Annotated in this window: 23 protein-coding genes; 22 read left to right on the top strand and 1 reads right to left on the bottom strand. The window is 30.1% G+C overall.

Annotated features, from left to right (window positions below; genetic code table 4):
- Nucleotides 1-8: 8 nt before the first annotated feature.
- The 15 genes from lpdA to E7Y35_RS02795 all read left to right on the top strand — a co-directional run bounded on the left by lpdA (nt 9) and on the right by E7Y35_RS02795 (nt 16,840).
- Entirely contained in the window at nt 9-1,394 is a 1,386-nt protein-coding gene (lpdA, locus tag E7Y35_RS02865) for a dihydrolipoyl dehydrogenase (protein ID WP_283272846.1), read from the top strand.
- Between the two features lie 118 nt (nt 1,395-1,512).
- Nucleotides 1,513-1,827 (top strand): hypothetical protein, encoded by a 315-nt coding sequence (locus E7Y35_RS02860; RefSeq protein WP_283272845.1) that lies wholly within the window; start codon nt 1,513-1,515, stop codon nt 1,825-1,827.
- On the top strand, nt 1,814-2,884 hold the full coding sequence (locus tag E7Y35_RS02855; RefSeq protein ID WP_283272844.1) for an oxidoreductase: 1,071 nt from the start codon (nt 1,814-1,816) through the stop codon (nt 2,882-2,884). Before E7Y35_RS02860 ends, E7Y35_RS02855 begins: the two co-directional genes overlap by 14 nt.
- A 2-nt stretch (nt 2,885-2,886) precedes the next feature.
- Nucleotides 2,887-3,729, top strand: a complete 843-nt coding sequence (locus tag E7Y35_RS02850; protein ID WP_283272843.1) for an aldo/keto reductase — start codon at nt 2,887-2,889, stop codon at nt 3,727-3,729.
- 141 nt (nt 3,730-3,870) lie between these two features.
- Nucleotides 3,871-5,919 (top strand): hypothetical protein, encoded by a 2,049-nt coding sequence (locus E7Y35_RS02845; RefSeq protein WP_283272842.1) that lies wholly within the window; start codon nt 3,871-3,873, stop codon nt 5,917-5,919.
- Between the two features lie 60 nt (nt 5,920-5,979).
- Nucleotides 5,980-6,267, top strand: coding sequence for a lipoprotein (locus tag E7Y35_RS02840; protein WP_283272841.1), 288 nt, complete (start codon nt 5,980-5,982; stop codon nt 6,265-6,267).
- A 102-nt stretch (nt 6,268-6,369) separates the two neighbouring features.
- Nucleotides 6,370-7,443 carry a hypothetical protein gene (locus tag E7Y35_RS02835; RefSeq protein WP_283272840.1) on the top strand — a complete coding sequence of 358 codons (1,074 nt, stop codon included), beginning with the start codon at nt 6,370-6,372 and terminating at the stop codon, nt 7,441-7,443.
- A 113-nt stretch (nt 7,444-7,556) separates the two neighbouring features.
- Nucleotides 7,557-8,138: a hypothetical protein gene (locus E7Y35_RS02830; RefSeq protein WP_283272839.1), complete on the top strand. Its 582-nt coding sequence runs from the start codon at nt 7,557-7,559 to the stop codon at nt 8,136-8,138.
- Nucleotides 8,139-8,149: 11 nt separating this feature from the next.
- Nucleotides 8,150-8,905, top strand: a complete 756-nt coding sequence (locus E7Y35_RS02825; RefSeq protein WP_283272838.1) for a hypothetical protein — start codon at nt 8,150-8,152, stop codon at nt 8,903-8,905.
- A gap of 12 nt (nt 8,906-8,917) precedes the next feature.
- Nucleotides 8,918-9,658 (top strand): hypothetical protein, encoded by a 741-nt coding sequence (locus tag E7Y35_RS02820; RefSeq protein ID WP_283272837.1) that lies wholly within the window; start codon nt 8,918-8,920, stop codon nt 9,656-9,658.
- 36 nt (nt 9,659-9,694) lie between these two features.
- Nucleotides 9,695-12,442: a hypothetical protein gene (locus tag E7Y35_RS02815; RefSeq protein ID WP_283272836.1), complete on the top strand. Its 2,748-nt coding sequence runs from the start codon at nt 9,695-9,697 to the stop codon at nt 12,440-12,442.
- Between the two features lie 86 nt (nt 12,443-12,528).
- Nucleotides 12,529-13,197, top strand: coding sequence for a hypothetical protein (locus E7Y35_RS02810; RefSeq protein ID WP_283272835.1), 669 nt, complete (start codon nt 12,529-12,531; stop codon nt 13,195-13,197).
- A gap of 13 nt (nt 13,198-13,210) precedes the next feature.
- Nucleotides 13,211-14,755, top strand: coding sequence for an AAA family ATPase (locus E7Y35_RS02805; protein ID WP_283272834.1), 1,545 nt, complete (start codon nt 13,211-13,213; stop codon nt 14,753-14,755).
- A 26-nt stretch (nt 14,756-14,781) separates the two neighbouring features.
- Entirely contained in the window at nt 14,782-16,341 is a 1,560-nt protein-coding gene (locus E7Y35_RS02800) for a VWA domain-containing protein (protein ID WP_283272833.1), read from the top strand.
- Nucleotides 16,331-16,840, top strand: a complete 510-nt coding sequence (locus tag E7Y35_RS02795; RefSeq protein ID WP_283272832.1) for a dUTP diphosphatase — start codon at nt 16,331-16,333, stop codon at nt 16,838-16,840. Before E7Y35_RS02800 ends, E7Y35_RS02795 begins: the two co-directional genes overlap by 11 nt.
- A gap of 34 nt (nt 16,841-16,874) precedes the next feature.
- Here E7Y35_RS02795 and E7Y35_RS02790 read toward each other — a convergent pair whose 3' ends face one another.
- A complete protein-coding gene (locus tag E7Y35_RS02790) occupies nt 16,875-17,120 on the bottom strand; it encodes a ferredoxin (protein WP_283272831.1) in 246 nt (81 codons plus the stop codon).
- A gap of 102 nt (nt 17,121-17,222) precedes the next feature.
- Between E7Y35_RS02790 and E7Y35_RS02785 the strand changes: the two genes are divergently transcribed.
- The 7 genes from E7Y35_RS02785 to gpmI all read left to right on the top strand — a co-directional run bounded on the left by E7Y35_RS02785 (nt 17,223) and on the right by gpmI (nt 24,689).
- Nucleotides 17,223-17,924: a hypothetical protein gene (locus tag E7Y35_RS02785; RefSeq protein WP_283272830.1), complete on the top strand. Its 702-nt coding sequence runs from the start codon at nt 17,223-17,225 to the stop codon at nt 17,922-17,924.
- 16 nt (nt 17,925-17,940) lie between these two features.
- Entirely contained in the window at nt 17,941-18,609 is a 669-nt protein-coding gene (gene cmk, locus E7Y35_RS02780) for a (d)CMP kinase (RefSeq protein ID WP_283272829.1), read from the top strand.
- Nucleotides 18,610-19,926 (top strand): ribosome biogenesis GTPase Der, encoded by a 1,317-nt coding sequence (gene der, locus E7Y35_RS02775; RefSeq protein ID WP_283272828.1) that lies wholly within the window; start codon nt 18,610-18,612, stop codon nt 19,924-19,926.
- Nucleotides 19,927-19,940: 14 nt separating this feature from the next.
- Nucleotides 19,941-20,948, top strand: a complete 1,008-nt coding sequence (locus E7Y35_RS02770; protein WP_283272827.1) for an NAD(P)H-dependent glycerol-3-phosphate dehydrogenase — start codon at nt 19,941-19,943, stop codon at nt 20,946-20,948.
- A gap of 71 nt (nt 20,949-21,019) precedes the next feature.
- Nucleotides 21,020-22,183: a hypothetical protein gene (locus tag E7Y35_RS02765; protein ID WP_283272826.1), complete on the top strand. Its 1,164-nt coding sequence runs from the start codon at nt 21,020-21,022 to the stop codon at nt 22,181-22,183.
- Nucleotides 22,184-22,253: 70 nt separating this feature from the next.
- Nucleotides 22,254-23,066, top strand: coding sequence for a Cof-type HAD-IIB family hydrolase (locus E7Y35_RS02760; protein ID WP_283272825.1), 813 nt, complete (start codon nt 22,254-22,256; stop codon nt 23,064-23,066).
- A gap of 45 nt (nt 23,067-23,111) precedes the next feature.
- Nucleotides 23,112-24,689 carry a 2,3-bisphosphoglycerate-independent phosphoglycerate mutase gene (gpmI, locus tag E7Y35_RS02755; RefSeq protein WP_283272824.1) on the top strand — a complete coding sequence of 526 codons (1,578 nt, stop codon included), beginning with the start codon at nt 23,112-23,114 and terminating at the stop codon, nt 24,687-24,689.
- Nucleotides 24,690-24,742: the final 53 nt, after the last annotated feature.

Genomic DNA, 24,742 nt, shown 5'->3' with positions numbered 1-24,742 from the left:
GTCATAAGATGGAAAATAAATATGATGTAATTGTTGTCGGTGCTGGTCCAGGTGGCTATGTTACGGCAATTAAAGCAGCCCAAGAAGGTTTAAAAACATTAATTGTTGAAAAAGAATATTATGGTGGGGTTTGTTTAAATGTTGGTTGTATTCCAACCAAAGCGTTATTAAAAAGTAGTAAAGTTTATGATTTAATTGGGCATGCCGATGCTTATGGAATTGATATTTCAAAAATGGCAGAAGTTGCTCCAAATTGAGTAAAAATGCAAGAGCGAAAAACAAAAGTGGTAACGCAATTAACAAAAGGGGTTGAGTTCTTATTGAAAAAAAATAAGGTTGACTTAGTTAAAGGCGAAGCAAAAGCAATTGATAAAAATACTATTGAAGTCGCGGGAAAACGTTATGCAGGGACAAACTTAATTATTGCAACAGGAAGTGTTTCACGTAATTTACCATTGCCAGGGTTTGAACAAGCGGAAAAAGATGGTTATGTTATTTCATCAACAGAAGCTTTATCATTACCGCAAATTCCAAAAAAACTAGCAATTATTGGTGGTGGTGTTATTGGGATTGAATTTGCTTGTTTATACCGTCGTTTAGGAACAGAAGTAACAATTTTACAAGGTTTAGACACAATTTTAGAAATGTTAGATAAAGATATTCGCGAAGAATTAACAAAACTATTAATTAAAAATAAAGTTAAAATTGAAACCTCGGTTAAAATTAAAGAAATTAAAGGTAAAACAGTTATTTATGATAATAGCGAAGGTAAAGAAGTTAAATTAGCAACTGACTATTGTTTAGTGTCAGTTGGGCGTGCTCCTGTGACAACTGGTTTTGAAAATATTGGTTTAAAAATTGGGGAACGAAAAAATATCGAAGTTGATGATCAATGTCGTACTAATTTACCTGGTGTTTATGCGATTGGCGATGTTGTTGGAAAAGCAATGTTAGCACATGTTGCTTCAGCACAAGGACTTTTAGTAATTGATAATATTAAAGGAAAAAATGAAAAAATGAATTATAATCGTATTCCGTCATGTATTTATTCATTCCCAGAAGTTGCAACAGTTGGAATCACTGAAGAGCAAGCAATTAAAGATAAAATTGCTTATAAAGCCTTTAAGTTTCCGTTAGCAGCTAATGGAAAAGCGCTTGCTGATGGTGAAACTGATGGATTTGTTAAAATTTTATGTGAACCAAAATATGGTGAAATTTTAGGAGCTCATATTATTGCAGCAACAGCAACGGATATGATTTCAGAAATTACATTATGTATGGAAACGGAAGGAACAATTCATGAACTTGGAAAAACAATTCATCCGCATCCAACTTTATCAGAAATTATAATGGAAGTTGCGCACGGTTTAGAAGGACATGCCATTCATATTTAAAGTTACAATAAGTAACTTTTTTTGTTTTTTTGTTTGCTTGATTAAGATTTTTTATATTCTTTCATTTTTTGTGTTAATATTATATATGTTACTAAGTAGTAACATATAAGAGGAAAATATGACCAATACAATCGAATTAATAAAAGAACTCAATTCACCAACAAAAATTGTTATTTTATGTTGATTATTAAAATGCAAAGTATTAACTGTTGCTGAATTAGAACAAAAATCAAAGATAAATAGAGTCAACATTTCAAAACAAATTTGTGAATTACATTGTAAGGAAATCGTTGTAAGGGAAAAAGAAGGAAAAAATAATAAATATTATTTAAATCCTAATTTAAATGAATTACTACTTGGAATAATTAAAGATGTAGTAAACTCTTATCATATAATTGATGAAAATAAAGGTGAGAACTATGAGAAATATTAGTGATAAAGCAGAATTGATTCCTGGTTTAAAATCAAGGAATAGAATAATTATGCCACCAATGGATACATTAATGGCAAAAGACGGGATTGCGAATGAATTTCACATTCAACATTACGGGGCAAGAGCATATGGTGGGGTTGGTACAATCATTGTTGAATCAACAGGAATTTCTAGTGAAGGAAGAATTAGAGAAAGTGACTTAGGGTTATGAGATGACAACCAAATTGAACCACTAAAAAAAGTGGTTGATTTAGTTCATAAAGCTGGTGCAAAGATTGGAATTCAATTAAACCATGCTGGTTCAAAATCAATTTTAGACCAAGAAACAATTGGTGCGACAAGATTTTATGATTATTTAGATCAAACTAATTTACGAATAGCAACGCAAGAAGATTTAGATATTTTAGAAGAAAAATTTATTGCAGCAGCATATCGAGCGCAAAAAGCGGGTTTTGATTTTGTAGAATTACATTCAGCTTTTGGTTATTTTATGAGTGAATTATTGCATCCGATATTAAATGATGTCATTAAAAGTGATGATATTTTAGTTAGAGGAAAAATGATTTTAAATATTGCAAGAAGATTAAAAGAAGAAGTAAAAATGCCATTTGGAATTAGAATTTCAATTGGAGATGGTGATGGCAATGTCAAAACAGAAGATATGTGTGAACCATTTATAAGAGAATTAAATAAATATGTTGCATATTTTAACATTTCAACAGGTGAAACAATTAGTAAAGTTAGAATGGCCGATATTATTAGAGATTTAGGAACAAAATTATTTACCTTATATTATGTAAATAAAGTAAAACAATGAACTAATAAAACAATAATAACCGCCGGAAATTTTCAAACACGTGAGGATATTGAAATAGGCTTAAAAGCAGCTGACTTCATCGCTATCGGGAGAGAATTAATCTTTAATCCATCCTTAGTAATTAGTACAATTTTAAATACAAATGAAATGAATGAAATAGATTACCATTGAAATGATAATCTATGATTTAATCCAGTTACTTATAAAGAAATGATAGAAAGACTAAAAGGAAATGAATAAAAATGAAATACATTAAATTAAACGATGGTAACGAAATGCCAATCTTAGGATTTGGAGTTTTCCAAATTCCAGAAGAAGAAACAGCAACAGTAGTTTTGAATGCTGTAAAAGCAGGATATAGATTATTTGATACCGCTCAAATTTATGGAAATGAAAAACCAGTTGGAAAAGCACTAAAAGAAAGCGGTGTAGATAGAAACAATTTTTTTATTACTTCAAAAATTTGAATTTCAAATGCAGGTTATGCAAAAGCAAAAGCCTCAATTGATAAGTCATTAGAAGATTTACAAACTAACTACATTGATTTAATGTTAGTACACCAACCATTTGGCGATTATTATGGAACATGAAGGGCTTTAGAAGAAGCAAAACAGGCAGGAAAAATTAAATCAATTGGTGTCAGTAATTTTGCGCCAGTTCTTGTTGAAGACCTTATAACATTCAACAATATTTCACCGACGTTAAATCAAATTGAGTTGAATCCATTTTATCAAAGACAAGATGAAGTAAGTTTTTATAAAAATAAGGAAATTCAAATTCAGTCATGAGCAAGCTTTGCTGAAGGAAAAAATGGCATTTTTACAAATGAAATATTAGCAAAAATTGGCAATAAATATAATAAATCAGTTGCCCAAGTAATTTTAAGATGATTAATTCAAAATGACATTGCGGTTATCCCAAAATCAGTAACACCATCACGGATAAAAGAGAATATAAATGTCTTTGATTTTGAATTAACAAAAGAAGATATTATTGCAATAGAACAATTGGATTTAGGAACTACCCAATTTTTTGATCCAACAAAACCAGAAACTGTTTTAGATTTGGCTCAATATAAACTTTAATTTAAAAGAACAGATTTAAAAAAATTAATTGATCCTAAAATTCTAAGTTAATCTTTAATTGCATTTATTCTTAATTTTGCTATAATGAGTCCATATTATATATTAAGTAGGTTATGCAAAGGGGAATTAAGGGAAAAACTAATGGCAAAAAAACCAGGAAGTTGAGGCAAACTTAATAAATTAACAAAAAATGTCACTGTTGCTTCGCGAAAAAAAGGGTGAATTGCAGCAATTTGTGCATTATTATATATTGTGGCTCTGGTTCCGTCATCTTATTTTGCTGTGGCATTTTTAGCAAAAATCTTAAGTTATGGTGGGATTCAAACGGATGGTCTGTTGCCAGATTTTGAGTCAGGGGATTATTTTCAAGTTAATTTTGCTAAAACAGAACTACGAGATAATACTAAAACAACCCCTGTTTTTGAAATGTATGAGCTTCCTCCTGATCCCACAACCGGTCATGTTGCAAAAACACAGGTTAGAGCAACATCATTACGGTTAGAATATGCTTATAATGTTATTTTTAATAATGCTCCCAAAAAATATATTGCTAATAATATCTTTTTTAAAGGGAAATATGGTGATGATAAAGAAATTCAAATTTTAAATATTTATACTGATGCGCAAGGAACAAAACCATTAGGGCTTGCTGATGTTCAAAAGAATAAGTTGAATTTAATGGAAAATATGTTGTATTTAAAAATTAAATACAGAGGTGAAGACCAATCAACATTAATTTGAATGCCGACCTTGTTTATTGGGATTGAAGGATTTTTATCAAACTTTTTATATTTTAAAGCAGCAGAAACAATGAACAAGGATAAAGCTAATCCAACAATTTGAGAAAATCAGACAAAGATTCTTGGCAGTCAAGCAAATAATCTTATGTTAAATGGAAACAATAATAGTTTACAGTTGGATGATGCTGTGTATGCCGCTTATAAGACAAAATTTACTGCTTTTTATGATGAAAATAAGGGTGCAGATAAAGAATTTATTGGTGATTATAATCCGTATAGTAATTTTGCTATTTCAAGTGTTAATCCAAGAGATGAAATTTTGCCAAATGTTTTTGTTGATAGTGTTGGATATATGTTTGATATGAATCGAGTAATTCAATCAGCTCAACAAAATAATAAAGATTTTAACAAAGGATTAGGCTCAAATGAAATTAATATTGGTGGCAAATATATTCCGCAATTATTTATTTTTCTAACTAATGTTTTAGAAACATCAGAAAATCGTGGGATGGTTTTACCAAAAGATTTAGTTCCCGAGGATTGGAAAAATTGATATGAATTAATTACCCCAAAACGATTGGATGTAACGCAACCAGAACAATTTTATTTTATGTTCTTACCAAAAGATGAGACAATTCAAAATATCATTAGTAATCGTCTTCGTGAACAAGTAAAAGATGTCTTAAATGGGAAAGAATCGTTAGCGACTGCTATTAAAGATTTACAAAGAGATGTTTTAACTAATCCTAATGATTCAAAATATAAATGGGTGTATGATTGAAATGTTTTACCATTCCAATCATATGGTGTTATTGAGAAAAATGATTATACTGTTGTTAAACGAACAATCCAAGAAAATCAAAACTTAGTAATTGATTTTAATGGTAATCCCGCTCCGGGGACAGAATTTGTCACAATTGATCAGCCATCTCTACATTCAATCACTAATTTAGTTCATCCAGGAAATCCTGATGCTTATACAATTGATGATCCGCAGAAGCGTAATACATTATTTACAAAATATTGAAGTGCTAATTTATATGGAGCAACTACACCATTAAATCAAATTGATATTGATGTTAGAAATATTGGTCCTGATCAAGTAACTTTTGAAACAATGTTGATAAATCAAATTATTGATTCAACATGAGACTTTATTCAAAATATTGCGCGAACAACAGGCAATAAATTAAATATTATTAATGGTGTTTCAAAAGCACAATATAGAACAACTTGTACAAATGAATATCAAACAACATTTACCCCCGTTAATAATTATCATAGTAGTGCGGGTTCATTTTCAGAATGATTTGATCTTATTCGTGCTAATAATGAAAAAGATTATAGTCAATATACTGTTCTTGATATTAAATTAGCATTGCAAGCAGTTGCTAATATTCCAAAAAATTTACAGACTGTTACTTTCCGTTTTAATATTAATTATGAATAAAACATTAAACAGTGTATAATTATATTAGTAAATATTTTTAGAAAGGGAGGAATGGTCTAAATGCGAAAAATTTTAGCACTTTTAACAGCAACTGTTTTGGTCAGTACTTCATCTGTTAATGCAATAGCATGTGGTTCGCCCTCACCTTCTAAAATTGATGGGCGAGAAAATGTTGCAACAGAATTTACTTTAACAAATAATGTGATTGTTACTGACGATAATGTGCCAGTTATTGATTCAATTTTTGAACAAGCAAAAACAGAACAGCGAATCTCTCCACTTTTAACATTGGATATGTTTTTGATTTCTGATTCTGATAATTTAACAAAACCTGTTAATGCAATGTAAGAAGCAAACTTAGTAAATGGACCAAAATTACAAGATTTTGATGTAACAAGATGAGAAACAACTTTAAAGCAAAATTGACCTAACATTGGTGGAACAAAAGTTGTGACATTAAATACAATTAATCTTAACACAAATCTAATGTTTAGAGGTGATATTGCAATTGAAGTTGAGCTAATTAATCAAGGAACTGCCATTAATCTATTACAGGTTGATCCAATTTTATTACTTCGTCAAGATAATCATAATGTTGATTCAGTGTTAGAATTAGTTTGAGATAAGGTTATTAAGACACCAGAATGAAATCCTAATTTATCAAAAAAATTAAGTAATTTTATAATTCAACTTAAAGACAATCTAAAACGAGCATTGGAAAATACAAAAGGCAACGGTGATTGAGAAACCTATGTTATTTCTATTCTTGGTTATGAAGAAGATGGAACTGGTCGTGATGTTGCCATTACTGTTCACGGTAAAATTAAAATGATTGATAATCCAATCACAACTAATTTAGCAATTGATTTAACAAATAAAAATTATCATTTTAATGCAACAAAATTAGATACATCAGCATGACAAGGATTTTATTTGGGCAGTCAAATTTGAGAAGATGTTGTTAAACAACAACCATTTACTGACATACAAGCAGATACTTTTGGAATTTCAAGAAATCAACGTGATTGAAACGTTACAGAATTAGGACGCACGATTGGTGATAAAATTGAAAATTATAATCCCAATATAGCGCAAGACATTTCTTTACAATTTGAACTTATATTAAACAATCCTGGAAATTATCAGGGTAAAATAACTGTTACTTTTAAATTAACGCCAGGAAATCCAATATCATTTGGCGATGTTGATTTAAGTGCTAAATCAGTGCCAGTGTTTATTCGTAAGTTACCAACAACCGAAAATGAAAAAGAGTCCTTATTAGACACTATTATGAAGTCATTATTAAATGATCGGATTACAAATAATTCTGCTTTACATAATCAACATCCAAATGTTCCGTTAAATTTATTTGTTTATAATGCATTTGATCCAGCAATTTTGAAGCAATTAGCATTACCAACAGAAGCAGAAACTGTTAAGGAAACAACTATTACAATTCATCCAGATATTCCCTTGTTTGAAGGATCAATTAAACTTAAAGTAAAACTTATTTATCAACCATAAAAATTCTTCTAACTTAGAAGAATTTTTTATTTTTTAGGGGGATAGTATTTTTTGAAGAAAATGCTATAATCATTATAAATTAAAAGGGGAAATATTAATTTTGGGTGGTATTGATGAGTAAACAAAAATGAACGACAAAACAAAACTCACAAGAGCATGATATTCGGTTAACACGAATGTATTTTAATAATACAATGGAAATTATTGGTCGAATTATGATTTTAATTGGGCAAGCAATTATGTTGGGAGTTATTATTATTGTATCAGCTTCATTGGCAATGATTACAACTAGTAAGTTACCAATTCCCGCTGTTTTTAATAATTTTGGGGTTGCGGATGGCGTTTTTCGTGGTCTTACCATCATTCTTGCTCTTTTAGGGATTATCTTTTCATTGGTTTTTGTTATTCCGACTTTGATTGTTCGTAATATTAAATCAGTAAAATTAACAGGAATTATTTTTAATACATTAGGATGTTTTTTTGCTTTATTAATGTTAACAATAAGTGTTGTTGCTTATCTTTATATTCCGGTTCGTTTAAATTTTCCAGGCGTTATTATGGCAGGGATTTGTGCCTTAGTTTTGTTTTGAGGTAGTTTTTTCCTATGATTTTCAGCAGCACAACAACAAAAACGGATTAATATTGCTATGGCGGAAAGTTTAGATTTTAGATCGCAATTAAAAGTGGTTGAATAGGAAGGTGTCAAATGAAAAAAGAAAAAGTAATATCAACAAAAAGTGAAGCATCACACCAGCCGCTGCAGACAATTCAATTTGTGGAAGATAATCGACCTGCATCATTGAAAAGTTTGGATAAAACAGTGGTTGATAAAACAGTAAAGTCGTTAGGTGAATATGAATTAAAACGCAAGGAACAAAGTAAACCACTTCCTTATCATTATAATGTGGATGCAACTAAATATTATTTTGCAACAAAAAGTGAAACCTTAGCACGAATAATGATTGTTTTTTCCCAGTTATTATTAATTGTTGTTGCAATGGTCTATGTGCCAACGTTAGGACAAGTTCTTGCTCAATTTCTTATTGCCCTGCTTTCAAAAATAAATACATCTTTTACAGGATCAATTGTTGCAATTGGACAACCAATTGTTATTGGTTTAATTATTGTATTATCAATTGCATGAATAACAACATTCTTTTTCTTAACAATTCCAATTTTAATTGCAAAAACATTACGCACGGTGCATATTTGAACAATTGTTATAAGTATTGTTGGTAATATTAATTGTTCAATTGTCTTCTTAATTGCGGTGTTACAAATAGTTTATGTCAAAGGTTCGGTTGGAGGATTAAATATTAACCCATTTATTTTGCCGGGGGTAATTCTTGCTTCTTTTGTTTGTTTTATCTTTGGATGCATGTTCTTACAAAGTAATCGTAAGAAATATCAACGAAGAGTTGAAAATGAATTATCAAATCAAATTCGAGCAACAAGAGGATAAGGAGAGATTAGGATGTTAACAAAAATTAGTTCAAAACGAGATGAATTAGCATTACAATGAAATACTAGAGTTGAAGTTGCAACCCGATTATTAATCATTGGTTTTTCAATTTTAGGTACTTTTATGGGTTATTTTATTGGTGCTGGTTGTGCTATGGCATACAATAATATTAAAAATTTAACGGGTGTTATTTCACATCGAACTTATGAAATTCATTATATTATTGCTGGTGTTGCTGGCTTTCTTTGTGCCTTCTTTTTCTTCTGTTTTATTGGGCTGCCATATCTTAAACTAAAAAGGGCTGCTAGTTTTAAAAGTTGAATCATTATTTCAACTATTTTTGCGATAGTATATTATGTAATTTGTTTTGTTTTAGCGGTCACTTATATTGGGATGTTTAATACCATTAATAATTATTTTATTGTGGCTTTTACATTGATTAGTGTTTGTATTTTGGTAATTTTTCCTTCGTATGTTTTATTGTGACGAGAGGTTAAAAAACAATGAGTTTTACGTAAAAAAATTGAATATCTAACAGATGAAGAACAAATCAAAAGGGTAGAAACAAAGCTAGTTACATTAGAACAAGAACGACAACATCTTGTTGAATTAGAAACAATTAAGTATAATAAAGAAAAGTATAATTTAAATAATTTAAAGGAAAAAAATGAACGAGTTTATGTTCAAAAACCAGTTTTAGAACAACAAGCAAAAAAACAAGGAACGAAGGAAAAAGAGTTTAAAGAAGATTAATGATAAATTAATGGCACATAGGAGGGAAAACTAATAATGGTAACAGAAGAAAAGAATAATAATTCTTTAGTATCATCACCATCACCAATGCGACGAAAATTGTCGCGAAAAACAAATTTAAAGATTTTCGCTGTCATTGGGACCGTAGCGATTGCTGCTGGTTTGGGTGGTGTTATTTATTCAATTGTGACGCCTTCTTCATATCATAGTAAGAATCCGTGAGCTAATGCTACTTTGTTGGATAATAAAATTACAGGAATGATTAATTACCAATTGTCAAAACCATTAGTTGATCTTAATGGTGATTCAGTTCCAAAAAATTTAGCAACATATGTTTCTTTTAATGTTGGTGAAAAAGATAGCATAGATATTTATGCTAATTTAGATAATATTAAAGTTATTCAAGAAATATTTGCAAAAAATGATTGAGTCAAAAATAATTTAAGTATTGTTGAAACAATGCTAAAAGGAACTGGAGCAACTTTATCAGGAACCCAAATAATTTATCAAGGGAATCGGTTGAATTTAGTTTTACGACCAAAAATCTTAACTTATCCGTATAATGATGGCGATGACAAATATGGGTTAGTGACAGTTATTCCTGTTGATAAAGACCGGGGGTTATTTACTTATAAAATTAGATTTGCTTTACAATTAATTGGAACTGATAATGTTGGTTATTATGTTGATTTAAATAAAACTTTTGATTATACATATGATACTACTCAAACCGCAATTCCAACATGATTAAATTTAAGTCAAATGCTTAATTTAATGAGTAATAGGAAGATTATTACTTTAGTTCAAAAGTATGGAATTGTCTTAGATACTAGCAATGAAACAATTTTAAATGCCCTTTTAACAGAATATTATCCTATCGCAAAAGCTGATAATAGTATTATCATTAATGAGGAGATTGTTAATAAAAATGGAGCACCGTTTGCTACAATTACGGATAACCCTTCTGCAAGTAACTTAGCTTTAAATATTAAGTATAATTCTAAAAAATTTAATGCCTTAAAACAATTTGGTGCTAGTCTTTTTGATTATCATAGTAATAATTATGGAGCAGTTGCAAATATTTTTACCAAGATTGGAATTAAAATGCCAACTTTTACTAATGTTAAAAATAGTTATGATTTATATGATCGAAACACTGATCGGACATTTTTAGATGGGGCAATGCGAAATGAACGAGTTAATTCTTATCGCGGTTATATTGAAGAAATGGGATTAGGTTCTGACAATGTTTCTGACAATGTTAATTATGAAAATAATGATTTTAGTCGTTATGTCTGAGGTTCTGAACACCAAATTTTTTCTAATGAAGTGTTAATTCAGTTTTTAAATATTAATAATAATGGTCTTGCTGATAAAGTTAATCGTGATCCAACGAAAATGTACTATGATCAACAGAGCTATACTGATCGTTCAATTAATTATCAGCAATTTAATGTTGTTAATAATGTAAAAGATGTGATTGATAATATTCAATATGATGATTCAGAGCAAACAATTGATAATCTTTTAACAAATAAAATTGCGGTAATTAAAACAAGTTTAAAAAACTATTTGTTAGAAAACTTAAATAATAAATATATTAATATTGATAATATTGTTAAAGAAATTACGGTTGGTGTTAGAACAAATACGACAACAATTGCGGGAACAACGTTTAATAAGCAGCCACCAGTTAATGGGATGCTTCGTGGAAATAATAATAAGGTATATCAAGACAAGATGCTAACTTTTCCGAATATTGTTATTAATGTGAAATTTTCATATGATGGAACTATTAATAATATTTATGATTTGTCTTATGAATATGAGATTCCAAATAAAGTTGTGAAGGATCCGCGTGGTGTTGATAAAAACATGCTTGATGTTTTACAACCAAACTTTGTCTTACCAAAAACATATACAACTTTAGATAGCATGAAAGAATTATATAATGATTATCAGCAAGCAATTATTCAAGGTGCTAATGAATGAGAACGTAATCATCCAATGGGAAGTGGTCAACCAGGTAACAATTATCCGGTTGAAACTTCAAGAGGTGATGCATTTAATATTGCGGTAAATGAAGTTTCTGTTGGGCGATACAACAATAATAATTTGCGAGTTGGAGTATATAATGCAAAAATTACTGCAACTAAAAACTCATTAAATTATCAAGGCCATTTTCACACAACTGGTATTACTGTTACAGCAGCGCCAATTAGTGCCATTTCCTTACCGCAATTAGTTGTAGATAGTTCTTGAACACAACAGCGTGCTTATCGTGAAATTAAAACACAAATTTTAAGACGGGCACAAAGTAGGGGCTTAAATTTGAATGAGTATGATTTTGGCATTAATGGTGTCTCAGAAAATAGCTTAGTAAAATTAGAGACAGGAGATAAAACAATTACTATTACTGCTCTTGGAAATGACAATGTTTTAACAGGAACGGCAACTTTTAATTTAATTGTTAATCCGGTTTGAATTAGTAAATATCAAGATGCGATTAATCTGGGCAAGCAAAAAGTCGGTAGTTCTGTCCGCAATGTAATTAGTACATTAATGAACCAAGTAAAAGAAGCAGTTAATAGGGATGGTTATAATATTAATGATATTAGTAATTATGTTACAATTATCATTATTGATTCAAATGGCGTTTGATTAAATGATAATGATATTTTTCGAACAGCAGGGACATATTGATACAACATTGAAATAACAACAATAAATGGCGCAAGATATTTTGAGGGTAGAATTCATCGAGATTTTGTTGTTGAAAGTTAGGAAAAATGCAATTTAATTGCTTAAATTTATGAAAAAATGCTAAAATTATAACAATATGGTTTATATCTAACAAAAGGGGGTTTAAGATGAATAAAAATAAGCCAACATATGGAAGTAAATTTCCTGATTTGGAATTGCTTGATACAGAAGAAGAACGACAAAAGTATGAAGAAGAAGTGAAGGAATTATCAAAACAAGAACAAAAGCGCTTTAGTTATACTTCACCAATTCAAAATAATGATTTTTCACAACGCCGAATGTTTTGAGACAGTTCGTTAGAACGAGTTGGCCGTAGTTTTATTATTCTTGGTCAAGTACTTGCAATTACTTTGGCTTACTTTATTGGTCAGAAAGCAATTTTAATTGCTTTAAGTAATTTTGTTAATCCCAATGTTAAAGTTTTTGCTAATATTTATGTTAAGGACCTCTTAAGTTATGGTTTTTTATTTATTACCTTATTATTTAGTTTATTATATTTTATTCCAATGGGAATGGCGCGAACTGCCGGAGTTGTTTATGGTTGGTCAATTGCCTATATTATGTTAGCAATTTTGTATTTTTTATTTGTTGAAATTTTATGTGCTACTTTATTAATTTTAGGTAGCATTAAAGCGAATACCTCAGAACCAGTTAGTCAGTGGTTATTAATATTTATTGTTTTAGTTTTAGTCATTACCTCAATTTGAATTGTTGGGGCATGTCTATTGGTTGTTAAATCAGATGATGTCAAACGAAAAATTAATTTAGAAGTTTAAGGAGTAAAGAAAAATGATGACACTTACAGAAAGATTAGAAGAATTAACAAAACAATTACAGCAAAATGTGTATGAAAAAGAAGAAATTTTTAATTTAGCAATGTTAGCAATGTTAAGTGGAGAATCAATTTTTCTTTTAGGAAAACCAGGAATTGCCAAATCATTAGTTTCACGACGTTTAAAACATGCTTTTAAAAACGGAACAATTTTTGAATATTTGATGAATCGTTTTTCAACACCAGAAGAAATTTTTGGTCCAATTTCAATTGAAGATTTGCAAAAAGGAGTTTATAAACGATTAATTGATAAATATTTGCCAACCGCAGAAATTGTTTTCTTAGATGAAATTTGAAAGGCGGGGCCTTCAATTCAAAATACATTATTAACAATTATTAATGAAAAGATTTTTCGTAATGCCGGAGTTGATATTAAAGTTCCAATGAAGTTATTAATTTCTGCTTCAAATGAGTTACCAGCAGAAGGACAAGGGTTAGAGGCGTTATATGACCGTTTTATTATTCGTTATATTGCCCATGGTTTAAAAGATGAAGCAAATTTTAATGATATGATTGCTGGAGTAACGGAATTAGATGTTAAAGTTGATGAAGCATTGCAAATTACGCACGAAGAATATGATGTGTGACGAAAAGAAATTAATAAAGTTAAAATGACGCAGTCAACATTTGATTTTATTGCACGTTTTCGAAAAGCAATGTATATTGCAACTGATGGCGAATATTATATTTCTGATCGTCGTTGAAAAAAGATTGCTCATTTAATGAAAGCATCGGCTTTTTATAATGGTCGTGATACAGTTGATAAAGCTGATTGACTAGTTATTCCATATTGTATTTGAGATGATGAAGAACAAGAAGAAGAATATAATGCTATTTTCAATGAGTTTTATTTAGATGCTTTAACTTATGATGTACGTGAAAAAAAGAATCGTTTGAGTAAAGAATTAGAAGAATTATCAGCGCAGTATGAAGATATTCAAGAAGTTAATAGTCGGAAAAGTGAATATTTAGATGTTTTTGATGGTAAATTGCAAGGAACTTTTCATCGTATTCTTTGGAAAAATTCACAGTATCCAATTTGTTTTATTCGTGTTGAAGATTTGATTGATGCTCGTCATAATAAAACCCAGCCAACATTAGTTGAATTATATTACGGAGAAGACTTAGATAATATGGTTGATGTTTTACAAACTGAAATTAGTTATGTTAATGATAGTACTTTTAAAATTATTAAAACTGATGAAGAAATTAAAGTGGAAATTAAAAATTCGAAAGTAGAGGATAATAATTCAAAACTTGAGAAAAGAATTCTGGCAGTTGAACGTGAAATTGATAGTTTGGCAACTGCTTTTCCTGATGAAAAAGAACGTTTATTAGAATTGAATTGTATTTTTTTCAAGGACCGTTTCCTTTTAGCAGTTAATAATGCTTTTAATGATAATAAATTAAATTTCAATGAGGATATTATTGAAGCTGATTATCGATCAAAAGAAAACCCAGAAGCTAATCTTAGTAGTTCCTCAAACTTAGTTAAAAATTAGTTTTAAAAACAAAGGAGTCTTTCACTATGAATCCATATTTAGAGCAAAAAGCAGGAGTTAAATTAGCAGAGAAATTAACAGAATTAAAAAAGACTGATTTAGCTAGTCCAAATTTTGCTCTGGTAAAAAAATCAAATCAATGGTTAAGTAATATTTTTGATTCAGAAATTAATAATTTTTATGATCAGAAAATTGAAACTGAAATTATGAAAATTAAATTAAGTCCAAATATTGAAAAAGAGATCTATTTATTTCATTGAATTAAGGTTAATGGTTATGAAGGGTTAAAAAAGAATTATTCTTCAACCCAGGATTTTTTATTTAAAGTCAACTCACCATTTTATGATCGTTTGAATTATTATCGTTATGAATTTAATAAAAAAAATAATAATCCTAATATGTTATTTCGTGATTTTGTTGGCATATGAGAATCAATTCTAATTAAAAGAATTAATGATTATCGTTTTGCTAAAATTGAAGAGTTGCGGAGTAAATTTATGCAAGATTTATACAATCGAATTCAAATTTATAATAAAGCTAATAGTTTGCTAAAAACAGTATGAAATTTTTTTGGTAACATGTGAGATCCTGTGCAATTATTAAAGCCAGGTGTTGATATGAGAGCAATTGATAAGTTTGCCAAATTTTTGGAAAGTAATCCAGCAATTATGGAAATTGCAACTTTATTAGGTCGCTATCAAGGTGAAAGTAACTTAATTGAGCAACGAATTCTAGAAGAAGTTGTTATGGATTATGAATGAAAACCTGTTGGTTCGTCCCCAGAAGAAATTATTGGGGCAACTGAATCAAAAGATTTGGAGCATATGTTTCCTGCGGAATTAGTTTTACTACGAGATCCAGTTTTAAAATATATTTTTTATAAGAAATATATTGAAGGAAAATTAACAACCTTTGAATTTTTATCCCAAGATAAGGTTCCAAAAGAGCAAATTAAGTTAACAACTTTTGAATCATATGTTCCTGAAGAAAAAGGTCCAATCGTGCTTTCAATTGATACCTCTTCTTCAATGCGCGGTAGTCCCGAACAAATTGCCAAAGCATTAGCATTGGCAGTTGCGAAAATTGCTTTGTCAGAACATCGTCCTTGTTATATGATTAATTTTTCAAAAAGTTTAGATGTTTATAATTTATCACAATTGAAGGATTCTGTTCCAAAGTTAATTGATTTTTTATCTAAGAGTTTTGGTGGTGATACCGATGTTGAACCCGCTTTGCAACATACTTTAACCGTAATGGATAGTAATGAATATTTTAATGCTGATTTATTATTAATTAGTGATTTTATGACTTCTGATTTATCGCCAGATATTATTGAAAGAATTGAGATGTTACGAACAAGACGGAATCGTTTTCATGCGATAGTCATTGGTACAATGGGGGAAGAAGATGTTGCTAGTGTTTTTGATAATGCTTGAATTTATGACCCCCGTGATCCATTTGCTTCCGAACGAATTATTGCTTCTTTAACGGGAGAAGTTGTTAAAAAATATGATAAAATTCCCGGCGCAAAAACTATTTTAAATAAAATTAGAGCAGAACAGGAGGTTGCTAAAAATGTTAAGTAACAAAACTTTTGCATATTTGCTTGAAAATCAAAAAAAACTAGATCATCACATTTTGACAAAATTCAACTTAAATGATGAGCAGACATTAGATAAACGAATTTTGGCTTTTTTAGTTGAGTTAGCAGAATTTATTAATGAACAACGTGATTTTAAATATTGAAGTGTTAAACCAGCTTCAAAACAAGATATTTTATTAGAAGAATATATTGATGGAATTCATTTTTTGATTAGCATTGGGAGTAGTCTCCAAGTTGACTTTAATAAATACCATTATCAAAACAAATATGTTGGCAAATCGTTTAGTCTAACAAAACTTTATTTGGATTGTTTTGCTGTTTGTACTAAATTAATTAAAAAGCAAACAGCTAAAATTTATTTTCAAGTGTTAAATCAATATTTAATTATTGCTGAGGAATTAAAATTTACCGAAACCGACTTAATTACGGCATATAATAAGAAAAATAAAATAAACTTTGCTCGGCAAGAAAATAATTATTAAAAAAATGTTTTATAAGTATTTATAAAACATTTTTTTAATCAGTATCAAGACTACTTTTGCGCTTTTCTTTAAATTCTTCTAATGTTTTAATGAAGATCGCTGCTGTTGGACAAACCATTTGTGCTTCAACTAGTTCTTGATCATTTTCTGTTGTATTTGCAAAACCATCATCATCCATAAAGAATGTTTCAGTTTCATCAATCATAATGCAGCTTCCACAAGAAATACACAAGTCAGTATTAACATATGTTCTTTTCTTTGAAATATCACGGTTCGCCATTGAGATCCCCCCATTATCTTATTTATTATTACTATAATAATAACAAAAATTTTAATAATAATATATAATTTTAATGTAGTTTGAAAAAGTTGGAGGGGTACAATGGAAACTAGAATGGAAAAATTTGCCCAACTACGTGAAATGATTAAAAAGGAAATTGAATTAGATCAAGAAATTAATCAGGCAAATCAAGTAATTAATAGTTATATGGCAAAATTAAATGTAATTGATGCTACTTTCTTTAATAATATTAAATCAGATTTTGAACAAGAATTTAGTTGAGAAAAAGTATATTTGGATAAAAATCCAGATGAGCAACCATATCCATCTGATTTTAAATATGATTTACAGCAATTATTAGAGCAAGTTGTTAGTACAACAAATTCCACAGCACAGGTTAATCCGAAAAATGACCAAGATGCGGGTGATGTTATGCATAATATTTTAATTGCTGAAACTTTATTAAACAAACCAACTTATCAAAAATATCAAACAATTTTAGAAAGCATTTTAGCTGAAAAAATTACATACCATCGTTTAAGTGATAAAATCCAAGCAGAAAATAGTAATTTTAAAATTAATTCAGCAAATATTGAATTTAGTACAATTGCACATATGCGTAAAAATGACAGTCGTAGTACAGCAGAAATGCTTAAAGAATCAAGTATTTTATTAGAAGAAAAACATAATAATGTATTAGTTACTTATCGTAAAATAAAACTACGCTATAAAATGTTATTATTAACGATGCTTTTATTTGTTATATTATTAGTTGTTTGTTTAGTATTAATCTTTGTGTTATAGAAAATGGGAGAAGATGATGAAATTAAATATAGCTATTGATGGTCCGGCTGGTAGTGGTAAATCTTCTGCTGGTTATGAATTGGCCAAAAAATTGAATTATCAGTTTATTGATACAGGACTAACTTATCGTGCTTTTACTTATTTTTGTGCAAAAGCACAAATTGATTTTAATGATTATCAACAGTTACAAACCCAGTTAACAAATTTTAATTATCAAGTGTTAAATAACAAAATTTATGTTAATAATGAAGATGTAACATTGATGTTGCAAACAAGTTTAGTTCTTGACAATATTAACAAAATTACTGGTCTTGATTTTATTCGAACCGCAATGGTAGCTTTACAACGCCAATTAGTTATTAATAAAGGCAATGTTGTTGTTGGACGCGATATTACAACTGTTGTTTTACCTGATGCAGAAGTAAAAATTTATTTGACAGCTAGTATTGCCGCTCGAGCTGAACGAAGATGAAATCAAAATAATGAGAATCATATTGCTCCAAATAATTTGACAGAAATTACAACAAAGTTAAGAGAACGTGATTGTGCTGATAAAACCCGTGCAGTTGGACCACTAAAAATTGCTGCTGATGCAATTGTAATTGATAGTAGTATCTTAACATTTGAACAAACAGTAGCAGCAATTTATGAAGTAGTAGTAAATTATAAGAAGGTAGGAAAGTAAATGGCAAAAAAAGGAACCGTAGCAATTGTAGGACGACCAAATGTTGGAAAATCAACATTATTTAATCGTATCATTAAAAACCGTCTTGCCATTGTTGAAGATACTCCTGGTGTTACGCGGGACCGGATTTATGCTTTTTCAGAATGATTAACACGTGAATTTTTAATGATTGATACAGGAGGAATTACATTAGATCATGAAGCAATGTTTGCCCAAGAGATTAAAATGCAAGCAGAAATTGCTATTGCGGAAGCTGATGTTATTATTTTTGTTTTATCATATAAAGAAGAGGTCACTCCTGATGATGAAATGATTGCAAAAATATTGTATCGTGCTAAAAAACCAGTTTTATTAGTTATTAATAAGTATGATAAACAAGAAAAAGAAAGTGAGTTATATGAATATATGACATTAGGATTTGGTGAACCAATTGCTGTGTCGGCAACGCATGGGATTGGTATTGGGGACTTATTGGATAAAGTAATTTCTTATTTAGATCAAATTCCAATTCAACCAAGAACCGAAGGAATTCATTTTTCCTTAATTGGCAAACCAAATGTTGGAAAATCATCCTTGACAAATGCTATTTTAGGAGAAGAACGGGTAATTGTTTCTCCAATCGCTGGAACAACCACTGATTCAATTGATACAACCTTTAAACGAAATGATCACCTTTATACTGTTATTGATACGGCAGGAATTAGACGGAAGGGGAAGGTTTATGAGAAATTAGAGAAATATAGTGTTCTTCGTGCGGTTAGTGCGATTGAACGAAGTGATCTCGTTTTACTAATTATTGATGGGACAATACCAATTACTGACCAAGATACTAATATTGCTGGAATCGCTTTTGAACAAAACAAACCAATTATTCTAGTTGTTAACAAATGAGATGCAGTAACAGAAAAAAATGATCGTTCAATGCAAGTAATTGAAAAACAAATTCGTGGTTATTTTAAGTACTTAAATTATGCTAAAATGGTTTTTGTTTCGGCACTAGAAAAAAAACGCGTGCATATCTTATTTCAAACAATTGATGAAGTTTATGCTGGATTAACTCAGCGCATAAAAACTAGTGTTTTAAATGAAATTTTAGTTAAAGCACAACTACTAAATCCTCCGCCTGATTTTAATGGTGGTCGCATAAAAATTTATTATGCTACGCAACCAGAAAGTATGATTCCAACTTTTATTATGTTTTGTAACAATCCTAAATATATTCATTTTTCTTATAAACGGTTTCTTGAAAATCAAATTCGTGAACATTTTGGATTTGATGGGGTACCAATTAAAATACTATTTAGAGAAAGAAAGTAATGAGGTAAATAATAATGAAAAAAGAACAAAAGAATATCACTATTATTGGCACGGGAGCATATGGCACTGTTTTGGCCAATGTTTTAACAGATAATGACCATAATGTTATTATGTATGGAATTGATAGTAAAGAAGTCAATGATATTAATAATGAGCATTTAAATAGCCATTTTTTTGGTGATTTAAAAATTAATCGTGAAATTAGAGCAACAACTAATTTTGCTGCAGCTGTTGAAGATGCTGAATATATTATTTTGGGAATTCCAGTTATTGCTATTAAACCAGTTATTGAAAAGATTAATCAAACAGTAACAAAACCGGTTGTGATTATTAATGTTGCAAAAGGATTAGATCCTGAAACGCATGAAGTATTATCTCGCTCAATTGTTAAATTAATTGATGATAAAATTTTAAAAGCATATGCAGGGATTTATGGGCCAAGTATTGCCATGGAAGTTTTGCAGCGAAAACCAACGTGTATTATGGCAGTTTCAAGTGAAATTACAATTGCACAAGAAGTGCGAGATTTATTTAACAATGAATATTTTGTTACTTTTGCGAATACAGATGTTGTTGGTGCTGAATATGCTGTGGCATTAAAAAATGCTGTTGCAATTGCATCAGGAATTTTTAATGGTCTTTATGCATCAGATAATGCTAAAGCATCATTAATTACAATGGGTTTAAATGAAATTCAACTTTTTGCAAAAGCAAAAGGAGCTCGCATTGAAACTTTTTTAAACTTTGCAGGATTAGCAGATTTAATTTTAACTGCGACTTCAACAAAATCACGGAATTATTCTCTTGGTTTTGAAATTGCCCAAGCAGATGATGCCAAAAAAGTATTAGAAAGTCATGCTAAAACAGTTGAAGGTGTTTTAACTTGTAAAACAATTGTGTTAGATGCACGAGTTAATAAAATAGTATTACCTTTATTTGAAGCCTTATATGATATTTTATATAATAATAAACGCCCAAGTGCAATTATCAATAGTGTTTTTACAAAAGCAATATTGGCATAGGAAAAACTCTCATTTTATGATATAATTATTATACAATTACGTATGGCAATATTTAAATGAGAGGGTATAAAATGAGTTTACAACATTCTTGGACTAATAATGGTTTAGAAAATAAACCGGAAAATAATCAGCAGCAACTTTCTCCCAACCAAGGGAATAATTTTACTGCTGCTCCACAGCAGTATCAGCAGGGTGTGGCACCCCAACAGTATCAGCAGCAAGCAGCGCCAATGCCGCAGCAATATGCGCAACAACAAGGATTAATGCAACAGCCTCCACAAAGTGTCGCTCCGCAGCAATATTCACAACAACAGGGTGTGGCACCCCAACAGTATCAGCAGCAAGCAGCGCCAATGCCGCAGCAATATGCGCAACAACAAGGATTAATGCAACAGCCTCCACAAAGTGTCGCTCCGCAGCAATATTCACAACAACAGGGTGTGGCACCCCAACAGTATCAGCAGCAGGCAGCGCCAATGCCGCAACAATATTCACAACAACAATCACCGCAGAATGCAACAGCACCCCAACAGTATCAGCAGCAAACAGCGCCAATGCCACAGCAATATTCACAACAACAATCACCGCAGAATGTCGCACCCCAACAATATCAGCAGCAAATGATAAATCAACAACGTGCTAATTTTGCAGCAACAGGACAGCAAAGTTCACAAGGAACAAATTCAATGCCTAACAATTTGCAACAGTCATCTGCTGCAACAACACAAAACCAAACGTTAGCGGAACGAATTGCTAATTTACAAAGTGGTGGTTTAAATCAAAATGAGAATTATAATAATCAAAAAAGTATTAAACCAGCAGATTTATTAAATGTTCCAATTGATCCTAATATTAAAGTAGGTCTTGGGAAAAATATGAATATTGCATCAGTATTACCAACAGATTTATTTGAGAATGAACTTGAAAAAACAAATCGTAAAAAAAATCAAAAATTAAATGTTGAGATTGAAAATGATGGATTACAATGCCAATGTAAAAATTGTATAAAAAAATCGCGTCCGTGGTTAACAGTTTTAGTTAGTGTTTTAATAATGTTAGCAATTTTGGGTGGATGTGTAGGTGCCATTTATGGTTTTCGTGTTGAAATTAAAAATTGATTATTAGAAACAAAATTAACTGTTGTTAATTCACAATCAGTTTTAAGTAATCATCAACAAGGAACATTGGCAGATGGCAAATCAATTTTACCAACTACTTATTATTTAAATTCATAAACCATATTTAAAAATATGGTTTTTTCTTTTACAATATAATTATGAGATTCTTAATAGAAAGTAGGGAATTATGAGAAATATTAAATTAATTGCATTAGATATGGATGGAACCGCTTGTCGCTTTCATCAAGGAATTGAAGCGGTTAATATTATGCCAATTATTAAAGCACAAGAAATGGGTATTCGGGTTATTTTTGCAACGGGACGACCAATTTTGACATCATTACCAGAAGCCTTAAAAGTAAAAATGGATTATTTTCATCAGTATTTTATTGGTTTTAATGGTGCTTGTATTTATGATATTAAAACAAATAAGATTGTGCATCAACAAACATTATCTGTTTTACAAGTTAACTTTTTATTTCAATTAGCTAAAAAATATCAGAAAAAATTATGATGCTATATTGATGATTTAACGAAAGTTATTGTTAATTTTGACCCCGTTGCCGAAAACAATCCAGAATTAACTTTTTTTCATGGTGAATTTATCCAGTATGATAGTCTTTCTGAAATTCAAAATGCTGCTTATAAATGTATTGCAATGGATGTGCAGGAAACAGATGAATTCGTTACTTTAGCACGAGCTAAAAATATTGAAATTGCAATTGATGCGGCGCATGCGGCAGAAATAAATGCTCCTGGCATTAGTAAATTAACAGGTTTAAAATGAATTTCTAAACAATGGGGAATTGCGTTATCTGAAATGATGGCAATTGGTGATAGTATGAATGATTATTGAATGATAAAAAATGTGGGGTTGGGAATTGCAATGAATAATGGACAAGAACAAATTAAAGCAATTGCCAAAGATATTACGAGCAATGTTGAAGAAGGTGGCGTTGCAAAAATGATTGAAAAATATATTTTCAATAATGAAAAATAATTATATAATTGTTGAGGAAAAAGAAAAAGAGGAGAAAATATTAAAATGAAAGCGAAACAACCAATTTTATTAGCAATTCTTGATGGATGGGGAATTGCCCCTGATTCAAAAGGAAATGCAGTTACACAAGCACATATGACAAATGTTGAAATGTTAAAAGCAAAATACCCATGAGTAGCTGCTCATGCATCGGGAGAATGAGTTGGGTTACCAGATGGTCAAATGGGGAATTCTGAAGTTGGCCATATTCATTTGGGAGCTGGTCGGATTAAATATGAGTCATTAACATTAATTAATAAAGCTATTAAGGATGGAACTTTTAATCAAAATCCCGAAATTTTAGCAGCAATTAAATTTGCAAAACAAAATAATGGGGCTTTTCATATTATGGGATTATTTTCAGATGGTGGTGTTCACTCACATCTTAATCATATTTTTGCAGCCTATCAGTTAGCAGCAGTAGAAGGGGTTAAGGAAATTTATTTACATTTATTTGGAGATGGTCGAGACACTAAACCAGAATGTATTAAAACATACATTGAACAATTTAATGTCTTACAAGCAAAGTTAAAAGTTGGCGCAATTGCTACAATTGGAGGACGTTATTATGCAATGGATCGTGATAAGAAATATGAACGTGTGCAAGTTGCTTATGATGTTTTAGTTTCTAGAAAAGGAGCTGAGTTTAGTGATCCGTTAGAATATATTGACCAAGAATATCAAGTTGGTCGAAATGATGAATTTTTAATGCCAGCTTATAATATTAACACCCCCCAAGGTTACATTAAATCCGGTGATGGAGTCTTTTTTGCTAATTTCCGTCCTGACCGTGCAATTGCTATTGCTTCAGCATTAACAAATGTTGATTTTCCTGTTAATGAGGTAGAAAGTTATTTTATGCCAAAATTAAATGATATTTATTTTGTATCAATGATGGAATATGCGGCAACAGTTGGTTCAAAACATGTTGCTTTTCAACCAATTGAAGTTGTTAATGGATTAGGAGAATGGTTAAGTAAAAAAGGTTATCGTCAATTACGGATTGCTGAAACAGAAAAAATTGCGCATGTTACTTTTTTCTTTGATGGAGGAAAAGACTATTTTAAAAATGGTTTAGCAACTCAAACTGAAATTACATTACCAGGAGCATCAGCTGATTTAATTCCATCGCCAAAAGTTGCAACATATGATTTAAAACCAGAAATGTCCGCATATGAAATTACTGATAAATTAATTGCTGAACTTGATCGTAATGAATTTGATGTTATTATTTTAAACTTCGCTAATTGTGATATGGTTGGTCATACTGGAATTTTACCAGCCGCGATTGAAGCAGTAAAAACAATTGATGATTGTCTTGGTAAAATTTATCGAGCAATTCAAAAAGTTAATGGTATTATGATTATTACTGCTGATCATGGTAATGCTGAAATTATGATTGATGAAACTGGTGGACCAAATAAAAAACATACTTCCCAACTAGTTCCAATTATTATTACTAAAGAAGGTTTAAAATTACGTGATAAAGATCCGGGAATTGCTGATATTGCCCCAACTATTTTGGAATTATTGGATGAAGAAATTCCCGCTGAAATGACACAACCATCATTAATTATTAAGTAAGAAGATATTATGGAATATCTTTTTTTATGAAATAATTCTTAATTTTGCCAGTA

The organism is Spiroplasma sp. SV19 (assembly GCF_030060925.1).
GTDB lineage: Bacteria > Bacillota_I > Bacilli_A > Mycoplasmatales > Mycoplasmataceae > Spiroplasma.
This window is presented reverse-complemented; position numbering and strand designations above follow the sequence as displayed.